Annotated in this window: 15 protein-coding genes, 2 tRNA genes and 1 pseudogene; 9 read left to right on the top strand and 9 right to left on the bottom strand. The window is 57.7% G+C overall.

Annotated features, from left to right (window positions below):
- Position 1 precedes the first annotated feature (1 nt).
- From QEV83_RS05755 to QEV83_RS05745, 3 genes are all read right to left on the bottom strand, one after another.
- Positions 2–280, bottom strand: coding sequence for a hypothetical protein (locus tag QEV83_RS05755; RefSeq protein WP_280130275.1), 279 nt, complete (start codon positions 278–280; stop codon positions 2–4).
- A 425-nt stretch (positions 281–705) separates the two neighbouring features.
- Positions 706–1,143 (bottom strand): hypothetical protein, encoded by a 438-nt coding sequence (locus QEV83_RS05750; protein ID WP_280130274.1) that lies wholly within the window; start codon positions 1,141–1,143, stop codon positions 706–708.
- A 38-nt stretch (positions 1,144–1,181) separates the two neighbouring features.
- Positions 1,182–1,373: a hypothetical protein gene (locus tag QEV83_RS05745; protein WP_280130273.1), complete on the bottom strand. Its 192-nt coding sequence runs from the start codon at positions 1,371–1,373 to the stop codon at positions 1,182–1,184.
- A 177-nt stretch (positions 1,374–1,550) separates the two neighbouring features.
- On the opposite strand from QEV83_RS05745, the pseudogene QEV83_RS05740 reads away from it, so the two are divergent.
- The 3 genes and pseudogenes from QEV83_RS05740 to QEV83_RS05730 all read left to right on the top strand — a co-directional run.
- Positions 1,551–1,874 (top strand): annotated as a pseudogene (locus QEV83_RS05740) (chemotaxis protein CheD); the annotation flags it as partial.
- A 182-nt stretch (positions 1,875–2,056) separates the two neighbouring features.
- Positions 2,057–2,407, top strand: coding sequence for a hypothetical protein (locus QEV83_RS05735; protein WP_280130272.1), 351 nt, complete (start codon positions 2,057–2,059; stop codon positions 2,405–2,407).
- Positions 2,408–2,485: 78 nt separating this feature from the next.
- A complete protein-coding gene (locus QEV83_RS05730; protein WP_280130271.1) occupies positions 2,486–2,764 on the top strand; it encodes a hypothetical protein in 279 nt (92 codons plus the stop codon).
- Positions 2,765–2,883: 119 nt separating this feature from the next.
- Here QEV83_RS05730 and QEV83_RS05725 read toward each other — a convergent pair whose 3' ends face one another.
- Positions 2,884–3,015, bottom strand: coding sequence for a hypothetical protein (locus QEV83_RS05725; protein ID WP_280130270.1), 132 nt, complete (start codon positions 3,013–3,015; stop codon positions 2,884–2,886).
- Positions 3,016–3,308: 293 nt separating this feature from the next.
- Between QEV83_RS05725 and msrB the strand changes: the two genes are divergently transcribed.
- The 3 genes from msrB (at position 3,309) to msrA (ending at position 6,402) form a co-directional block, all read left to right on the top strand.
- A complete protein-coding gene (msrB, locus tag QEV83_RS05720; protein ID WP_280130269.1) occupies positions 3,309–3,800 on the top strand; it encodes a peptide-methionine (R)-S-oxide reductase MsrB in 492 nt (163 codons plus the stop codon).
- Between the two features lie 19 nt (positions 3,801–3,819).
- Positions 3,820–5,634 (top strand): redoxin family protein, encoded by a 1,815-nt coding sequence (locus QEV83_RS05715; RefSeq protein ID WP_280130268.1) that lies wholly within the window; start codon positions 3,820–3,822, stop codon positions 5,632–5,634.
- A gap of 108 nt (positions 5,635–5,742) precedes the next feature.
- On the top strand, positions 5,743–6,402 hold the full coding sequence (msrA, locus tag QEV83_RS05710; protein WP_280130977.1) for a peptide-methionine (S)-S-oxide reductase MsrA: 660 nt from the start codon (positions 5,743–5,745) through the stop codon (positions 6,400–6,402).
- Positions 6,403–6,768: 366 nt separating this feature from the next.
- Here msrA and QEV83_RS05705 read toward each other — a convergent pair.
- Positions 6,769–6,844 (bottom strand) — tRNA-Thr (locus QEV83_RS05705).
- 297 nt (positions 6,845–7,141) lie between these two features.
- Here QEV83_RS05705 and QEV83_RS05700 point away from each other — a divergent pair.
- From QEV83_RS05700 to QEV83_RS05690, 3 genes are all read left to right on the top strand, one after another.
- A complete protein-coding gene (locus QEV83_RS05700) occupies positions 7,142–8,323 on the top strand; it encodes a polysaccharide biosynthesis/export family protein (RefSeq protein WP_280130267.1) in 1,182 nt (393 codons plus the stop codon).
- Between the two features lie 365 nt (positions 8,324–8,688).
- Positions 8,689–9,420 carry a CDP-alcohol phosphatidyltransferase family protein gene (locus tag QEV83_RS05695; RefSeq protein WP_280130266.1) on the top strand — a complete coding sequence of 244 codons (732 nt, stop codon included), beginning with the start codon at positions 8,689–8,691 and terminating at the stop codon, positions 9,418–9,420.
- Positions 9,421–9,572: 152 nt separating this feature from the next.
- Positions 9,573–10,874 carry a glycosyltransferase family 1 protein gene (locus QEV83_RS05690; protein WP_280130265.1) on the top strand — a complete coding sequence of 434 codons (1,302 nt, stop codon included), beginning with the start codon at positions 9,573–9,575 and terminating at the stop codon, positions 10,872–10,874.
- A 146-nt stretch (positions 10,875–11,020) separates the two neighbouring features.
- Here the strand turns inward: QEV83_RS05690 and QEV83_RS05685 are convergent, their stop codons facing one another.
- The 4 genes from QEV83_RS05685 to QEV83_RS05670 form a co-directional block, all read right to left on the bottom strand.
- On the bottom strand, positions 11,021–11,533 hold the full coding sequence (locus tag QEV83_RS05685) for a sigma-70 family RNA polymerase sigma factor (RefSeq protein ID WP_280130264.1): 513 nt from the start codon (positions 11,531–11,533) through the stop codon (positions 11,021–11,023).
- A gap of 377 nt (positions 11,534–11,910) precedes the next feature.
- On the bottom strand, positions 11,911–12,294 hold the full coding sequence (locus QEV83_RS05680) for a hypothetical protein (RefSeq protein ID WP_280130263.1): 384 nt from the start codon (positions 12,292–12,294) through the stop codon (positions 11,911–11,913).
- Between the two features lie 70 nt (positions 12,295–12,364).
- A tRNA-Pro gene (locus QEV83_RS05675) sits at positions 12,365–12,441 on the bottom strand.
- Between the two features lie 119 nt (positions 12,442–12,560).
- Positions 12,561–14,711 carry a glycoside hydrolase family 3 N-terminal domain-containing protein gene (locus tag QEV83_RS05670; RefSeq protein WP_280130262.1) on the bottom strand — a complete coding sequence of 717 codons (2,151 nt, stop codon included), beginning with the start codon at positions 14,709–14,711 and terminating at the stop codon, positions 12,561–12,563.
- Positions 14,712–14,832 lie beyond the last annotated feature (121 nt).

Here is a 14,832-nt window from a genome sequence, read left to right as displayed (position 1 = left end):
TTTAATGAATCGTGTCGGCACTGCTAGGAGCCGAAGGGTCGAGCGGCCGGTATCTATGTATTTTAGACACACACCCAGCGCGAATGCGCGCGATGACGTTTTTTACGGTGAGCCGCCAAGCGTCTTCAAGCAGCGTGCCGACAGGAAACCGTAGCGGTGGCAAGTCCTTGTCGAGCGTTAGCCGAGGTAAGAACACATAGTAATGCTCATCGGGGCCGAGCACGGCGCGTGCGAAAGCCTCAAGCAATTGCCGGTCTGTGATTGGATAATAGACGCGCATCGGCGGAGCACGGGAACATCGGTTATCGAAGTGGCGAGATTCGTTTACGCCCTCCGGTGGCGAGCCCGGCGTCTGCCTTCATACGACTTCACGAGTGGCGAGCTCGCATAACGCCTGAGGTAATCATCGGGCGGCAAACGCTGCGCAGCGTCGGCCGTCGATACTTTGGCTGGCGAGTGCCAAGTGTTGCGCCATGAGCGCCGCCAATTTCGAAAGCAGCAACTCGAGTATCATATTTTTTGGGGAAAGTAAAGGTTGCCGCGCGAAGAGCCTGAAGGAAATTCAAAAATTCAGAATTTCTGACTGAGGCCGGCGGCGATTGGCTGAGTCGGAGGGCGGGGGGGGAAGGGCCGGGTGCCCACGGTCGCGCGGCACGGTGTCTCCCTCCCGGCCGTGACCGGGAGGGTCGAAGTCTCATCGATCGCCTAGACCAGACGCGGCCGTGTCATAAACCAGAGCGCGTTGCTCAGCGCCAACGCGGCTTCGTCAAGAGCAGAATCCGCTACTGGTATATCGCCTGGCGTGTTTTTCATGTCTTCCGCGGACTTGATTATCAGCCGGATCGCGGAAGGATCATCGGGCGAGCTTCTACCATTGTGCCACTCACGGCCCATCTTCTGAAGCACCTCCGGCACGTCGCCAACGTCCGGCACATCGTCAAACCATTCGAGCAAGTTTCGCCGGGCCATCTCCAAAAGTCTCGCAGCACCTTGTGGACTTGTCGGCGGGGTTCGGACGAGACGAGACGCGGCACGCTCTGCGGCGGCGCAGTGCTGATCGTATGCGTCTCCCGTTGGAACCATATGGGCTTGCGCCCGATCGGCGCGTTTAAATTCACGAGCAAGTTTCACACAGGGGTCCATTGCATTTGCCTTTCCAGTTTGAGGTAGTGATCATCGGTTCAATGAAGTGAAGCACCGGCGGGGCGCAAACCAACCACATGACCGTCGCCATTGTTCATGAGTCGGTCGAGCTCTTCCTTGCTGACGATTTTCAGCTCGATACGGCTGATATCACCATGCCGCGCAAGGAGCGCCGCGTCTTCCTTGGTCGCAAATCCGACCCCGTCCTTGATGTAAAATTGCGCAATCATCTTCCTTTGCCTTTCCGTTTGAAGTTGTGACGTCGGAAAGCAAACAGCGGAAGAATCGGCGGCGCTCGTTCGAAATTTCGCTTTCTGCTTACCGAGCGCTTACCGGAACCGATTTGCGTTCGCTGAAACGATATTAAACAGTTGATTTTAATCATATTACGTGAAGGCGAATTTCAAATGGAGCTTCTGGTAAACGGTCTCCTGCGCCAGGGGGCGCGGCGCGAACGGCTTGAGGCAAAACTGTTTGGAGGCGCGAGGACCATGGAAGGTTTCGCAGATATTGGCGGGCGGAACGCGGCCTTCGCCGAACGGTTTTTGCGGCATGAAGGAATTGCGTTGGTCGGCGGCAGCCTGCGGGGGGAGCAAGGGCGCCGGATTCAATATTGGCCTGGGACAGGCCGTGCCCGCCAAGTATTTCTCAGCAACGAACAAATTCCCGCGCCGCGCCATGCGCCCTTGGCACCCGATCCTGTTGGTTCTGGCTCCGTCGAGTTCTTCTAACCGTACGCCCGTTAGGGCTCATCGCGTGGTCTGTATTAGTTTGGAATAAGCGGCGTTTTTTAAGCAGATTTCGCAACGGCTGCAGCCACAACTTGGAAAATCACGATGAAAAGAAATTTGCATACTGCGGACAACCGGCAGTGAGCGGGCGATCTAACAGGTGCAAATCGAACCCAAAGCCATTGGACATTCCAATCGCCGACGTGCTGAGCCGCACGGGGAATGAATTGGCGCAACTTGCTGGGTATTTGAAAAATCTTCAGAGTCACATCGGCCCTCTCGTGCAAAAGGCGGCGGCGTGTGATGCGAATGTCCTCCATCAAATGCAAAGCCTAGATCACATGGCTCAAAAATCGGTGGCTCTTGCTGATTTCCTGGCCGCCTTGGCGCGGGAAATGCCCTCCGGGTGGCGTGTCGACCCCGGCGGGGCCGCGCAAACCGTTACGCTGGCGGACTTATCATCGCGGCTCGGGTTTTCCAGTGAAGGTAAAGATGCTTGCACCAGCGGGTGGGGAGATTGTGACTTTTTCTAAGCGCGCGGCTTTTGCCTCGATCAAGGCAAAGAATAACGGATGTCATTCCACTGAGTGACGCCGTTTGTGAGGGGGTCTATGATCCGTAGACTTTTCATGAACTGTGCCGGATACGCTCCGCACAATGACTTCGATCTCCAGGAAAGTGCGGGTCAGACACCAATGCGATCGAATTCGATGCCGGATCTCGACAAGCTCATGAGCGCGATGTTTCTCGTCGCGCTGCTTCTTTATCTCGTACCGGCTGTCTTTCGATTGGGAGAAAGCCGGCAATGGTTCCAGCGCGGCGCCATTCTCACGCTCGGTACAGCCATAGCCATCGCCGTGGGGGTGAGCGTGATATGGTTCATCCGTTGACGCTGCAACATCCGTTGGCTTAGGCGGCACGGATTGCTCGGTATTTGCATCCCAGCTCGCACCTTAGAGCCGGTTTGGCGTCATGAGAGTTTGCAGTTCAACTAAGGCTTAGTCAGCCGCTAATGCTTAGCTTGCGGGTCCCCGTCGTCTTTCTCCTGCGGTCCATAGAGTGGCGGGGGGCGGAGACCGATAAGCAGGACAAGCATGGCACCGATAAGAGCGACGATGAGTACGATGGTTTGTATCGACATGGAACGCCTCCCTTTTGTAGGCGGGCGATAGTCCAATCAGTTATTAGGTTCTGCCCGCCGAATCCATTCAACAATTTTGGGGCGTCCTTGTTCCCGCCCTTTTTGCACCGATCTGCGCAAGGGAGCCGGAAATCACACGTCTCATCACATGGCAGAGCAAATGAGGGTGCGATCTTCGCTTGCCCGCGAACGATCACAAGCCTGTGATGCCTGTTATTCCAGTAACGTAGGAGCCGTTCGCTGCGTAAGGACTATTGGATGATGGGAACCGCATGGATGACCGGGAGATTCAGATGACGGTAACGAGACGATCGCTTCTCACGGGCGGTACAACCGGATTGGCGGCTTCATTCTTTGTTTCTCGGGGACCTTCGGTTGCTGCCGCCGAGACGTTCGAGGTCATGCACAGCGATTCCGAATGGCGCAAGCTCCTAACCCCGGATCAATATGCGGTGCTGCGGCAGGAGGGGACGGAGAACGCCTTCACAAGTCCGCTTCTTCACGAGGAGCGGCGAGGCAATTTTGCCTGCGCGGGCTGCGGTCTAGAGCTTTTTTCCTCGACCGCGAAATTTGACAGCGGTACTGGCTGGCCAAGTTTTTGGGCCCCTTTGGAAAATGCCGTCGGCACAACCAAAGACACGTCATATGGCATGGTGCGGACCGCTGCCCATTGCAGGCGCTGCGGCGGCCATCTCGGCCATGTCTTTAATGATGGCCCAAAACCGACCGGCCTTCGTTACTGCATGAACGGCGTCGCGATGACCTTCCAGCCTGCCGCCACATGACCGCGAAGAGGTACTGAAAGTGATCCTGTTTTTTCTGGCCTATTTCGGCGGTATGCTGACCATCGTCAGCCCTTGTATCCTACCCGTTTTGCCTTTCGTGTTTGCGAGAGCCGACCGGCCGTTCATTAGGAGCGGTTTGCCGATACTCGCCGGCATGGCCGCGGCTTTTGCCGCCGTCGCTACCTTGGCCGCCGTTGGCGGCGGTTGGGCGGTACGGGTCAACCAATACGGCCGGGACGCCGCGCTCGCGCTCATGGCCTTGTTCGGGATCGCACTTCTATTTCCTGTGCTTTCCGATTGGATGACAAGGCCCCTCGTCGCTCTTGGAGCGCGGCTTTCGCAATCAGCAGAGCAACCCGGGAACGCGCAAGACTCGAGTGTTCTCACCTCTCTCCTGCTTGGCGTGGCAACGGGCCTGCTCTGGGCACCTTGCGCGGGACCGGTGTTGGGTCTCATCTTGACGGGGGCGGCGCTTCAGGGGGCGAACGCGCAGACCTCGCTGCTCCTGCTTGCCTATGCGGCGGGAGCGGCGACGTCCCTCGCGCTGGCTCTCCTCGTGGGAGGAAAAGCCTTCGCCGCGATGAAGCAATCGCTCGGTGCCGGAGAATGGATCAGGCGCGGCCTGGGGCTGGCGGTGCTCGCGGCCGTTACCGTGATTGGCTTCGGCCTCGATTCTGGTTTTCTCACCCGCATTTCGCTGTCAAGCACGGCGTCACTCGAACAGGGCCTCCTCGACAGATTTCATTCGGATCCGGCCGGCGCCAACGCGCAAATAAAACCTTCCGTTGTCATGACAGGCGGCCCCGCCATGATGAGCGGCAATCCGGCGATGATGATGACCGCCAAACCAACGGCTCCAGCCGAAGATCTCCCTGTTGAGGGTGCTTTGCCGTCGCTTTCGGGAGCGGTAGAGTGGCTGAACTCGCCGCAGCTGACAGCGGACGCGCTTAAAGGGAAGGTTGTTCTCGTCGACTTTTGGACCTATTCCTGCATCAACTGCCTGCGCGCGATTCCTTATGTCCGAGCCTGGGCTGAGAAATACAAGGACCAGGGGCTTGTTGTCATCGGCGTCCATGCCCCCGAGTTCGCCTTCGAGAAGAATGTGAACAATGTCCGCGCCGCCATTACCAGTCTCGGGATCACCTATCCCGTTGCAATCGATAATGATTATGCGATCTGGCGCGCCTTCAACAATCAATATTGGCCGGCGCATTATTTTATCGACGCCAAGGGCCAAATTCGCCACCATCATTTCGGCGAAGGCGACTATGACGGGTCGGAACGGGTGATCCAGCAGCTCCTCGCGGAAGCGGGCGGATCCACGACGCCGGGAGATTTGGTTACTGTCAGCGCTTCCGGCTCTGAAGCCGCCTCGGACATGGGCGAGGTCCAATCGCCGGAAACCTACATTGGCTATGAGAGAACCGAGAACTTCGTCTCACCCGGAGGTGTCGTCAAAGACGCCCGCCATGTCTATACGGCAGCAAGGCCACGGCTCAATGAATGGAGCATCTCGGGCGCCTGGACGATCAAAGGCGAGCACGCGGTTCTCAACGGAAAAGATGGAAGCATCGTTTTCAGGTTTCATTCCCGCGACCTGCACCTTGTGCTGGGACCCCCGGCGGACGGCAAACCGGTCCGGTTCAAGGTTACGATCGACGATGCCGCACCCGGTGAAAGTCATGGAACGGACATCGATGCCGAAGGACAGGGAATCGTGACCGGCCAGCGGCTCTACCAGCTTGTCCGGCAAAATGGCGAGATCGCCGACCATACATTCGCGATCAAATTTCTTGATCCAGGTGTGCAGGCCTTCGCATTTACTTTTGGCTGAATTTGGGGCTGACCAATGATCCAATTGTTCAAGAGTCCATCGAAAAAAAGCCTTCTCCAACGTGTTTTTCTTCCGCTTTTTATCCTCGTTGGTCTCATTTCGGCGAGCATGGGGCTGAGAGTTTCCCAAACAGCCGCGGAAGTTGCGCATGTGATACCGGCGCCCGCGCTCGACGAGCAGGCAAATCCAACGGCGGTCTCTGAAGCCGCAATTTTCGCGGGTGGATGTTTCTGGGGCGTTCAAGGGGTTTTTCAGCATGTCAAAGGGGTCACGAGCGCCGTCTCAGGCTATGCCGGAGGCGAAAAAAAAACCGCGCAATATAGAAGCGTGAGTTCTGGAACCACGGGTCATGCGGAATCCGTCCAAGTCACTTATGATCCACGCCAGGTGAGCTATGGCCGCCTCTTGCAAATCTATTTCTCGGTTGCCCATGATCCGACTCAGCTCAACCATCAGGGTCCGGATACTGGAACCCAATATCGCTCGGCGATCTTCCCAGCGAACGGGGAGCAGGCGCGTGTCGCCAAGGCCTATATCGAGCAGCTCAATCAGGCGCATGTGTTCGATGCCCCCATCGTCACGAGGACCGATCCTGCCCAGGGCTTCTTCCCGGCCGAGGCCTACCATCAAGATTTCCTGACGCTAAACCCGGACTATCCCTATATCGTCATCAACGACCTTCCAAAAATCACGAATCTGAAACGCCTCTTTCCCGAGAATTATCGGGCTGACCCGGTGCTCGCCGCCACTCCTCAGCCGCAAAATTGATGGGTGCCGTTCGCTGAAACTGGCGCGGAACGCCAGCCGTTCGCGGTTGCGCGAAAATGGGGGCGGGTGTTTCCATTGGCTGCGATGCCGTCGATGTCCCTTTGATCAGGAATAGCTGGTTCACCCGGTTTTCTGCAACGGTGACGGGTTTCGCGAAATTGGTCTGAGATCCCCCGCGCTGTGGCATCGGCGCTCTCGCCACGGACCTCACTTGCCGGACTTCGAGATGGTCACTCAGAGCCCGTTCGTTGCAGGCTTTTGTCCACAACCGACCGGCTGCCTGCCGCATAGAGTTCGCGGGAAGAACAAGGCAAATACCATGTTTTCAGTTGGTTACGGGTATCTTCGGACAATGCTGGGCGGGGATGGTGCCGGTTGCAGGAGTCGAACCCGCGACCTACTGATTACAAATCAGTTGCTCTACCAACTGAGCTAAACCGGCTCGCCCAAGTTACGGAATATTATAATAGGGCTTTCGCGCTTGAAGCCCACCGGGGGTATGCTGTCACCTTGAGTTTAATCTGGATGCAACATTTAATATGGCCTTGGCAACAGGGTTTGCAGCGAAAATCCCTTGATTTTAATTGAAATCCATTTGCATTCGGCGTGGCCTTTCGAATTCCATCATTTCTCATTTTGTGGGTTTTGGACACAAAATGTACATAAGATTGGCTAGAAGTAAGCGAAAGCTGGTCTTGTATAAGAATTCCTAGATTGCGTCAGATAGTATAGGGCGTGCATGCCGAAATCCCTCTTTATCGCCGCGCGCGGCCTCTTGTCTGGGGCGTTGTGTCTTGGAATGGCGGCGTGCTCGAGTGTTTCGGGTTCTGGTCCGAGCGCGGACGATGTGGTTCAAGGTGCCGGAACCGCGGAGTTGCCGCGATATGAACTTGTCGATGTTGATTCCCAGGTCGTTGACGTATTGCGGCATCGCGGGCCGGACAGTTTTCTCGCCCACTTTGGAGACTACCGGCCATCGGTCGAGCCTCGCATTGGTGTCGGCGACACAATTTCCGTGACGATCTGGGAAGCGGGTTCGGGCGGCCTCTTTTCGGCCCCCCTCGTTTCAGACCGATTCAGCACGGGTGCGAATAGTGCGACGATCCCAGATCAGGTCGTTGGGCGTGACGGTACGATAACGGTTCCCTACGCCGGCAGGGTTCCCGTCGCCGGCTATACGACCCGGGCGGTCCAGACCGTCATCGAACACGCTCTCGAAGGCAAAGCCATTCAACCGCAGGTCTTGGTCAATGTCAGAAACTCGATCAGCAATACGGTGACGGTCACCGGAGAGGTCGCCAATGGTGCCCGTGTACCTTTAAGTATCAAGGGCGATCGGGTGATGGATGTCATAGCGGCGGCTGGGGGTATTCGTGCTCCCGTGAATGAAACATACGTCCAGCTGTCGCGGGGACCCGTGACAGCCCGGGTTGCGATGACAAAGGTGACCTCCGAATCCAAGGAGAATATCTATCTTCGTCCGAATGACGTGTTAACCTTGATCCGGGATCCGCAAACTTTTATCGCTTACGGAGCAACAGGCCAGAACGCTGAAATCCCGTTCGACGCGGAAGGAATTAATCTTTCACAAGCACTCGCAAAGGCCGGCGGCCTCGTCGATTCGAGATCCGATCCAGCCGGCGTTTTTATCTTCCGCTTCGAACCGGAAGAAGTTGCACGCGCTTTGCGGCCCAATAGTTCCTTGGTGCAGCCTGGGTATTCGACGCCAATTGTCTACAGGCTCAATCTCCGGGACGCCGGCAGTTTGTTCGTTGCCCAAAGTTTCCATATCGTCAACAGAGACTTGCTTTATGTGTCCAATGCCCCGATCACCAGTGCGAGAAAGGTGATGGAAGTCGTCAGTTTGTTTTTGGCGCCGGCCTCGTCAGGGTTAACCGTATGCGCCGCCGTCAAATGCTGATTCGGGCGCGCTTCTCGATCCTTGCTTGCGACATTGTTTTTCACAATCCAATCGATCCAGTCCTGGCGGATTACATGGGGAGTTCTTGCCGCCCTAGCCAAATTTTCAAGCAAGGCAGAATTCTTTTAAATGGAAGAAAATCACTTGAAATCAGAATGTTGTGGTAAATCAAAGGAAACATTACGACAGCCGCTGGTATGACTAATGTTTTTTTGCCATATTCATACTTGATCGTAGCATTGCGTTTTGAAGATATGGAATCCTGACAGTTATGCTCCGTTATCGCCGAAGAAATTTCACTGTTGATGGGGGGTTCGTTGCAGTCTGTCAGTTTTCTTCAAAAGACTGATTCGCAAGCCACACCAATGCCGCTACCACCTTCGCCGGTGGCGGCTCGCACGCTGCCAATCCGTGCTCCATTGGCTGTTCGCATCAAGCAGAATGTCCTCGCTCAGGGGGAACGCAAGCTTCTCGACTGGATGTGCGCGCGCGTTCCGCAATTTATTACACCGGACCGTCTGACCGCATTCGGTGCCGCCGGTGCTGTGATTGCCTTCATTGGCTATGCGGCGACCGTGCTTGACCCCTCCTTCTTCTGGTTGGCGACGCTAGGCATTGTCATCCATTGGTTTGGCGATTCGCTCGACGGGAGCCTCGCCCGCCACCGGCAAATCGAGAGACCGCGATATGGCTATTTTGTTGATTTTTCCGTCGATGCGATCAGCAGCTTCTTGATCATGCTGGGGGTGGGACTTTCCGCCTATGTAAGGCTGGACGTGGCTCTGTTCGCCCTCGTTGGGTACTACATGCTTTGGATGTATGTGCTGCTGAACTGCCAGGTCTCACGGAACCTCCAATTGTCCTTTCTGTCTGCGGGGCCTACCGAATTTCGTATCGTGCTCATCGGTCTGAATTGCTGGATGTACTTCGCCGGACACGTAACGATACCGGTCGGACCGGTGATCGTTTCTCCTTACGAATTTGCGTTTATAGGCATGGGGATTGTTTCCATCGGTCTCTTCGCCATCAATGTGTTCAGAGTGGCACGAAGATTGCGCCTCGAGGATTCTCTACAGAGCTGGGGGGAGCGGGGGTGATCCCGGTCCCTGCATAAATTTCCAAGAATGTTGGTGAATAGAATATTTACGAATTGGCACGATGTTCTTGAAGGGGGCCAATTCCGGCAGGATCGCTCATTTTGTGTGCCGGCCGCAATTCCTTTGGCTGGGATAAATTGCGACCGATTTTGATGGGGGTCGTTTTGTCGGTGCCTGTTGCCTATGACATGGTTCGCATGTTTGCTGGACCCTTGGTCCCGACCCCTAGAGGAATCGACCGTGTGGATTTGGGTTACGCGCGCCATTTCGCGGAAAGCTGGCGCGGCGACTGCGGGGGCACCTTGCCGACGCCCTGGGGGATTGTTTGGTTCGAGCGTGGCAGGCTCTTAAAACTGATCGACCGGCTGGAGGACATCTGGTCCGAGTCAAGAGCATCGCAGGAAGATACCGGTCTTGACGATATCAAAATGCGGTTGGCAGCGAATCGCCCATTGACCGCGCGGCGTCGAGGCAAGACCAACGTAGGTGAGAAGGCCCGGCGGTTTGCCGATCTATTCTCAGCGGGCGGCCTGCCGCGCGGGCTACGGCGGCTTTCAGCGGCGCCACAAAATTCCATTTACGTCAATATCGGACATGTGGGTCTCGCGTTCCCATGGTTTCTCGCCTGGCTGCAGCGGCGGCCAGATGTGAAACCCGTCTTCATGTTGCACGATATGATCCCTTTGGAGAACCCGGAGTGGGTTTCCGACTCCGGCCTGCATCATCACCGGCATATGACAGCTAACGCAGCCCGCTATGCGGCCGCGCTTATCACGACCTCGCCGTCCGCCCGCGATTCTGTGACGCGCGAAATGCGCGCGCGCGGCCGGGACGACATCCCGGTCGCAACCGTGCCGCTACCCGTGGCGCCGATATTCCTCGAACCTGGGCAGCCGGATCAGGAATTGGCTGCGCACAACTATTTTGTTGTGTGCGGAGCGCTCGAGCCACGTAAAAATCATGCGCTTCTCGTCTATGTCTGGCGGGAATTGGTCCGCCGGCACGGCCCGCAAGCTCCCAAACTCGTTGTGGTCGGCTCACCTGCGTGGGGCGGGGAGGCAATTTTGCATTTTCTCACACGCTGCCGGGATCTTGAGAACCACATCATTCTCGCAAGAGGCCTGTCAAGCCCTGCACTCCGGCGATTGGTGAGTCATGCGAAAGGTCTTTTGATGCCGTCTCATGCCGAGGGGTATGGTTTGCCCCTTATCGAGGCATTGTGCGTGGGCACACCCGTCATCGCATCCGACCTTCCGGCGCATCGTGATGTCGCTGGGGACTATGCGCTCTACCGGCATCCCATGGATGGGCTTGGCTGGCTCGCAGCGGTTGAGACCTTGACGAGCGACACGGATGAATCGGCAGCCGTTCGCCGGCGGATATCGAGCTACAGGCCGCCGACCTGGCCGGATTACTTTTCAAAGATCGAGCACTTTCTCAGGACGCTCTCTTGATTTTCCGGGGCCGTCTTCATGGCCCATTCGCGGCAAGACCGCCTTGCTTTGTTTCATTGGCGTCAACCTGATTGCAAATAACGGAGGGAGGGCGCCGTCGGACAGCGCCCTCCCTCGTTTTCATCGTTGTGGCGACAGAAGCTCCCTCAATTCTTGAATTCAGTCCCGAAATGACCGCGCAAATGGTTCCAGGCCCGTACCATGAAGCGGTCGACTGTCCGTACCGACACGCCGATCCGCCCCGCGATCTCGGCATGGGTGAGCCCCTCGACCCGATTGAGCAGAAAGGCGTCGCGGCACAGCGGCGGCAATTTTGCGAGGGCGGCATGCAGCCTGGCCAACTCCATTGAAGCGCCCGTCGCAGATTCGGGATTGGCGAGAGCCACCACATTGGCATCGAGATCGAAAGTCTCGCCGACATAGCGCAAACGGATCTTGGCCTTACGCGCGAAATCCACCGCGAGATTTGCGGCGGTGCGAAAGAGATAGGCGCGCGGTTGGTCAAGATGAGCTGCGGTGCCGCGCTGGAGGAGGTGGAGATAGGCATCCTGCACGACGTCTTCCGCTTCGTCGCGTCCGACGCGGCGCCGCGCGAACCCTTTCAACTCGGTGGCATGAGCCTGATATAGGCCCGCGAGGGCTGTGTTAGCCGCTGACATGAGCGTCCTCCCTGAGCAGAGCGGGAGGAGAACACCACGTGATAATCAAGATAGTAAGCGCCAAGGCGGCGGCGCCAAAACCGGGAAGCAACATGTTAGGACCTCTTGACAAGGCCGGGGCCGCGAAGGGCCACGCCGGCCGCGCGAAATGGAAAAGCGGGTGATTTGACGATGGCCTTGCTCGATCGGGAGTGGCCAAATCTGCGCGCACCAGTCTTTTCGGGCTCGTTTCCTTGGGGTCTTGACTTCACGCGAGACTTGAACCCAACGCCATGTTACGGCGCGGAAAACAGCTCATGTCGCGGGAAAGTCAGGCCATTGCGCTAAGCAGGCCAGGATCGCCAAGGAAAACCCGAGTCACCGGGCGGCGGACCAAATCAGCCGAGGGCGGGCGGACCGCGCGCGGCGAAATAATGCTTGAGAGGCGCTCGCGGGGGTATTCCTTGCGCAACCGCGTAAAGAATAAGAGAGGCGACGCGCTGGGGAAGAAAAGCCGCGATCGCCGACGCTGTGCCGACATAGGCACAGGCCGCGGCGGCGCACGCCATAATGCAGCAAAGTCCGTGATGCCGGACGGGAACACTTCCAGGTGCGCCGCTGCCCGTTCCTTCGATACTACAATTGACGCCGATTTCGCCCGGAAATGCGAAAGATGAGGCTGGCGCAGCGGCAAGGAGAAACGCTTGCAGCAACAGCGCATACACCGCGAACGCGCTGACCGCGACGCGCCGTGCCATCAAACCCTGGCGGAAACTCCCCATCCTTAATGCCCACACTGGGTGCCGCTACTCGCGGTCTCTTGCATCGAACATTCGCTTCATCGAAACAAAATGGTCGGAGTGAGAGGATTCGAACCTCCGGCCCCCTCGTCCCGAACGAGGTGCGCTACCAGGCTGCGCTACACTCCGGCGCGCCGCCGGAACTTTTCCGGCTGCACTTCGCTTCGCGCTCTTATAACGGGGCGCTGCCACTGCCGCAAGCCCCGTGGCGAATATCCATGCTTAGTCTTCGATTTATAAAACCTGTGTCAGCCAGGCAGGGCGCGCGCTTTGAGGGAGTGCAATTGGCGCGGATCGGCGCTCTGACCAACGTATATTAAAAATTCACCGGGCTCGAAAACTGGCTTCAGATCAACCCCGGGAAAAGCCAGTGCCTTGGCGGAAAACTTTATCGAAACGGTGCCGCTTTTCCCCGCTGCGAGTGCAATCTTGCCAACGCCCTTGAGCTCCAGGAGAGGCCGAGCGACGCTCGCCACAATGTCCCGCGTAAAAAGGAAAACGGTTTCCTCGCCAGCGAGGATGCCCTCATTAATAACATCAATCTCAACCGTCACTTCGTCGGTGACCGTGAAATCTTGCTTGTTCACGCGCGGATTGTGCAAGGTGAAACGGCTGTAGCTCAATCCGTGCCCAAACGGAAACAGCGGTTCGACCGGCATATCGAGATATTTGCTTGTATAATGATTCTCCGGATGGGCGGGCCTTCCGCCCGGCCGTTCGCCGAAAAAAATCGGAATTTGGCCGACATCGCGGGGCCACGTCACGGGAAGCCGGCCGGTGGGATTGTATGTCCCGGTCAGCACATCCGCGATGGCATTGCCAGCTTCGACGCCGAGGAACCAAGTCGCAACCAAAGCGTGGGCTTTTCCGGCTATCGGTGCAATCATGAGCGGCCTCCCGGAGGAAATGAGCACAACCACCGGCTTGCCGATCTCGAAAATAGTGTCGGCAAGGGCGTTCTGGACTCCCGGCAAACCGGGGGACGCGCGGCTCGCCGCTTCGCCACTCATATCGGCGGCTTCGCCAAGACTTAAAACAATGAGCTCGGCGTCGCGGCACATCTCCAGTGCCGCGGTGAAGCCCGAAGTGTCTTCACCCGAGATGGTTGCGCCTGGGGCAAAAACGATTTCGGTGCCAGGCAGGGCAGCTGCCAGGCCTTCGCGAATCGTTACTGCGCTAGAAGCATGCCCGGCGAGCGACCATGGTCCGAGCATATCGGCGCGGGCATCGGCGAGCGGACCGATGAGCGCGATGCGGCGCAGGTTCGGCGTAAGGGGCAGGATATTGTCATTGGTCAGCAGAACAATCGACCGCCGCCCCGCCTCGCGGGCGAGTTCGCGCCTGGAAGTGGAAACACTGGGGGCGGGCGCGGCCGTCGAACCGCGCCGGTAGGGATCGTCGAAAAGACCAAGCCACTCTTTCAGTATGAGCACCCGGCGCACGGCGGCATCGAGCGCGCCAATCGAAACCATGCCGCGTGCGATCGCCGGAGCCAAGCCCTGGCTATACGCGCCACTCATCATGTCGATATCGACGCCAGCCCGGAGCGCCAATGTTGCCGCCTCGATAAGATTGCCCGCAATCCCATGGCTTATCAATTCGGCGACCGCGTTGTAGTCACTGACGATCACGCCATCGAACCCCTCTATCTTGCGCAGCCAATCACGCAGCAGCGGGATATGGGCGGTGAGCGGGATGCCAGCGATGTCGTTGAAGGCTGGCATGATCGCGGCGCAGCCAGCCGCGACCGCCGCCGCGAAGGGCGGCAAATAGACTTCGTGCAAAAGCCGTTCGGAAACATCCGCCGAAGCATAGTCACGCCCGGCAATGGCGGCGCCATAAGCGCAAAGATGCTTGGCCGTGGCCGCGACTACCTCAGGGTTTTTCAAGCCGCCCGGCAAGCCAGCGCCCTGAAAGCCCTTCACCTTGGCTTTGGCGAATTGTGCGCCGGCCCAGGGGTCTTCGCCAGGTCCTTCGGCGATGCGCCCCCATCGCGGGTCGCGCGTGATGTCGAGCATGGGCGCGAAGGTCATCGCGATGCCGTCGGCGGCCGCCTCGATCGCTGCCGCGCGAGCGGTTCGTTCCCACAATAGAGAATCGAAGGACGCTGTTTCGGCGAGAGGGATCGGGAAGATGGTCCGATGCCCGTGTAGAACATCAAATCCGATCAGCAGGGGGATGCCGAGCCTTGTGTCTTCCACCGCGATTTTTTGCATCGCGGCAACTTCCTCCGCCCCCCAGAGATTCAAGAGACTGCCGATTCGGCCGGCGCGAATGTCGCTCGCTGTCCCGCTAGCAAGGACCGGCCCGGTGATGGCATATCCGGCCGCCACCATATTGAGCTGGCCTATTTTTTCCTCGAGGGTCATTGCCGTGAGCAGTTTGTCGATCAGAGTCATCCGGGATCAGATCCTGTATAAAAGATGTAATGCTTAGGTTAGCGTGGAAGCGTGACCGCGAATCAGGTTTCCCCTTGCCAGGGATCATGCTCTAAACGGCGGCCTACGGCGACACGAAGGA

It is taken from the genome of Methylocapsa sp. D3K7 (genome assembly GCF_029855125.1).
Taxonomy (GTDB): Bacteria; Pseudomonadota; Alphaproteobacteria; order Rhizobiales; family Beijerinckiaceae; genus Methylocapsa.
Note: the sequence above shows the minus strand (reverse complement) of the source record. Positions and strands in the feature narration are given on the sequence as shown.

Excerpts from the sequence above, each read along its gene's own strand:
- QEV83_RS05755 (WP_280130275.1), bottom strand. The coding sequence starts at position 280 with ATGCGCGTCTATTATCCAATCACAGACCGGCAATTGCTTGAGGCTTTC.
- QEV83_RS05750 (WP_280130274.1), bottom strand. The coding sequence starts at position 1,143 with ATGGACCCCTGTGTGAAACTTGCTCGTGAATTTAAACGCGCCGATCGG.
- QEV83_RS05745 (WP_280130273.1), bottom strand. The coding sequence starts at position 1,373 with ATGATTGCGCAATTTTACATCAAGGACGGGGTCGGATTTGCGACCAAG.
- QEV83_RS05730 (WP_280130271.1), top strand. The coding sequence starts at position 2,486 with ATGATCCGTAGACTTTTCATGAACTGTGCCGGATACGCTCCGCACAAT.
- QEV83_RS05725 (WP_280130270.1), bottom strand. The coding sequence starts at position 3,015 with ATGTCGATACAAACCATCGTACTCATCGTCGCTCTTATCGGTGCCATG.
- msrB (WP_280130269.1), top strand. The coding sequence starts at position 3,309 with ATGACGGTAACGAGACGATCGCTTCTCACGGGCGGTACAACCGGATTG.
- msrA (WP_280130977.1), top strand. The coding sequence starts at position 5,743 with ATGGGGCTGAGAGTTTCCCAAACAGCCGCGGAAGTTGCGCATGTGATA.
- QEV83_RS05700 (WP_280130267.1), top strand. The coding sequence starts at position 7,142 with ATGCCGAAATCCCTCTTTATCGCCGCGCGCGGCCTCTTGTCTGGGGCG.
- QEV83_RS05695 (WP_280130266.1), top strand. The coding sequence starts at position 8,689 with ATGCCGCTACCACCTTCGCCGGTGGCGGCTCGCACGCTGCCAATCCGT.
- QEV83_RS05690 (WP_280130265.1), top strand. The coding sequence starts at position 9,573 with ATGGGGGTCGTTTTGTCGGTGCCTGTTGCCTATGACATGGTTCGCATG.
- QEV83_RS05685 (WP_280130264.1), bottom strand. The coding sequence starts at position 11,533 with ATGTCAGCGGCTAACACAGCCCTCGCGGGCCTATATCAGGCTCATGCC.
- QEV83_RS05680 (WP_280130263.1), bottom strand. The coding sequence starts at position 12,294 with ATGGGGAGTTTCCGCCAGGGTTTGATGGCACGGCGCGTCGCGGTCAGC.
- QEV83_RS05670 (WP_280130262.1), bottom strand. The coding sequence starts at position 14,711 with ATGACTCTGATCGACAAACTGCTCACGGCAATGACCCTCGAGGAAAAA.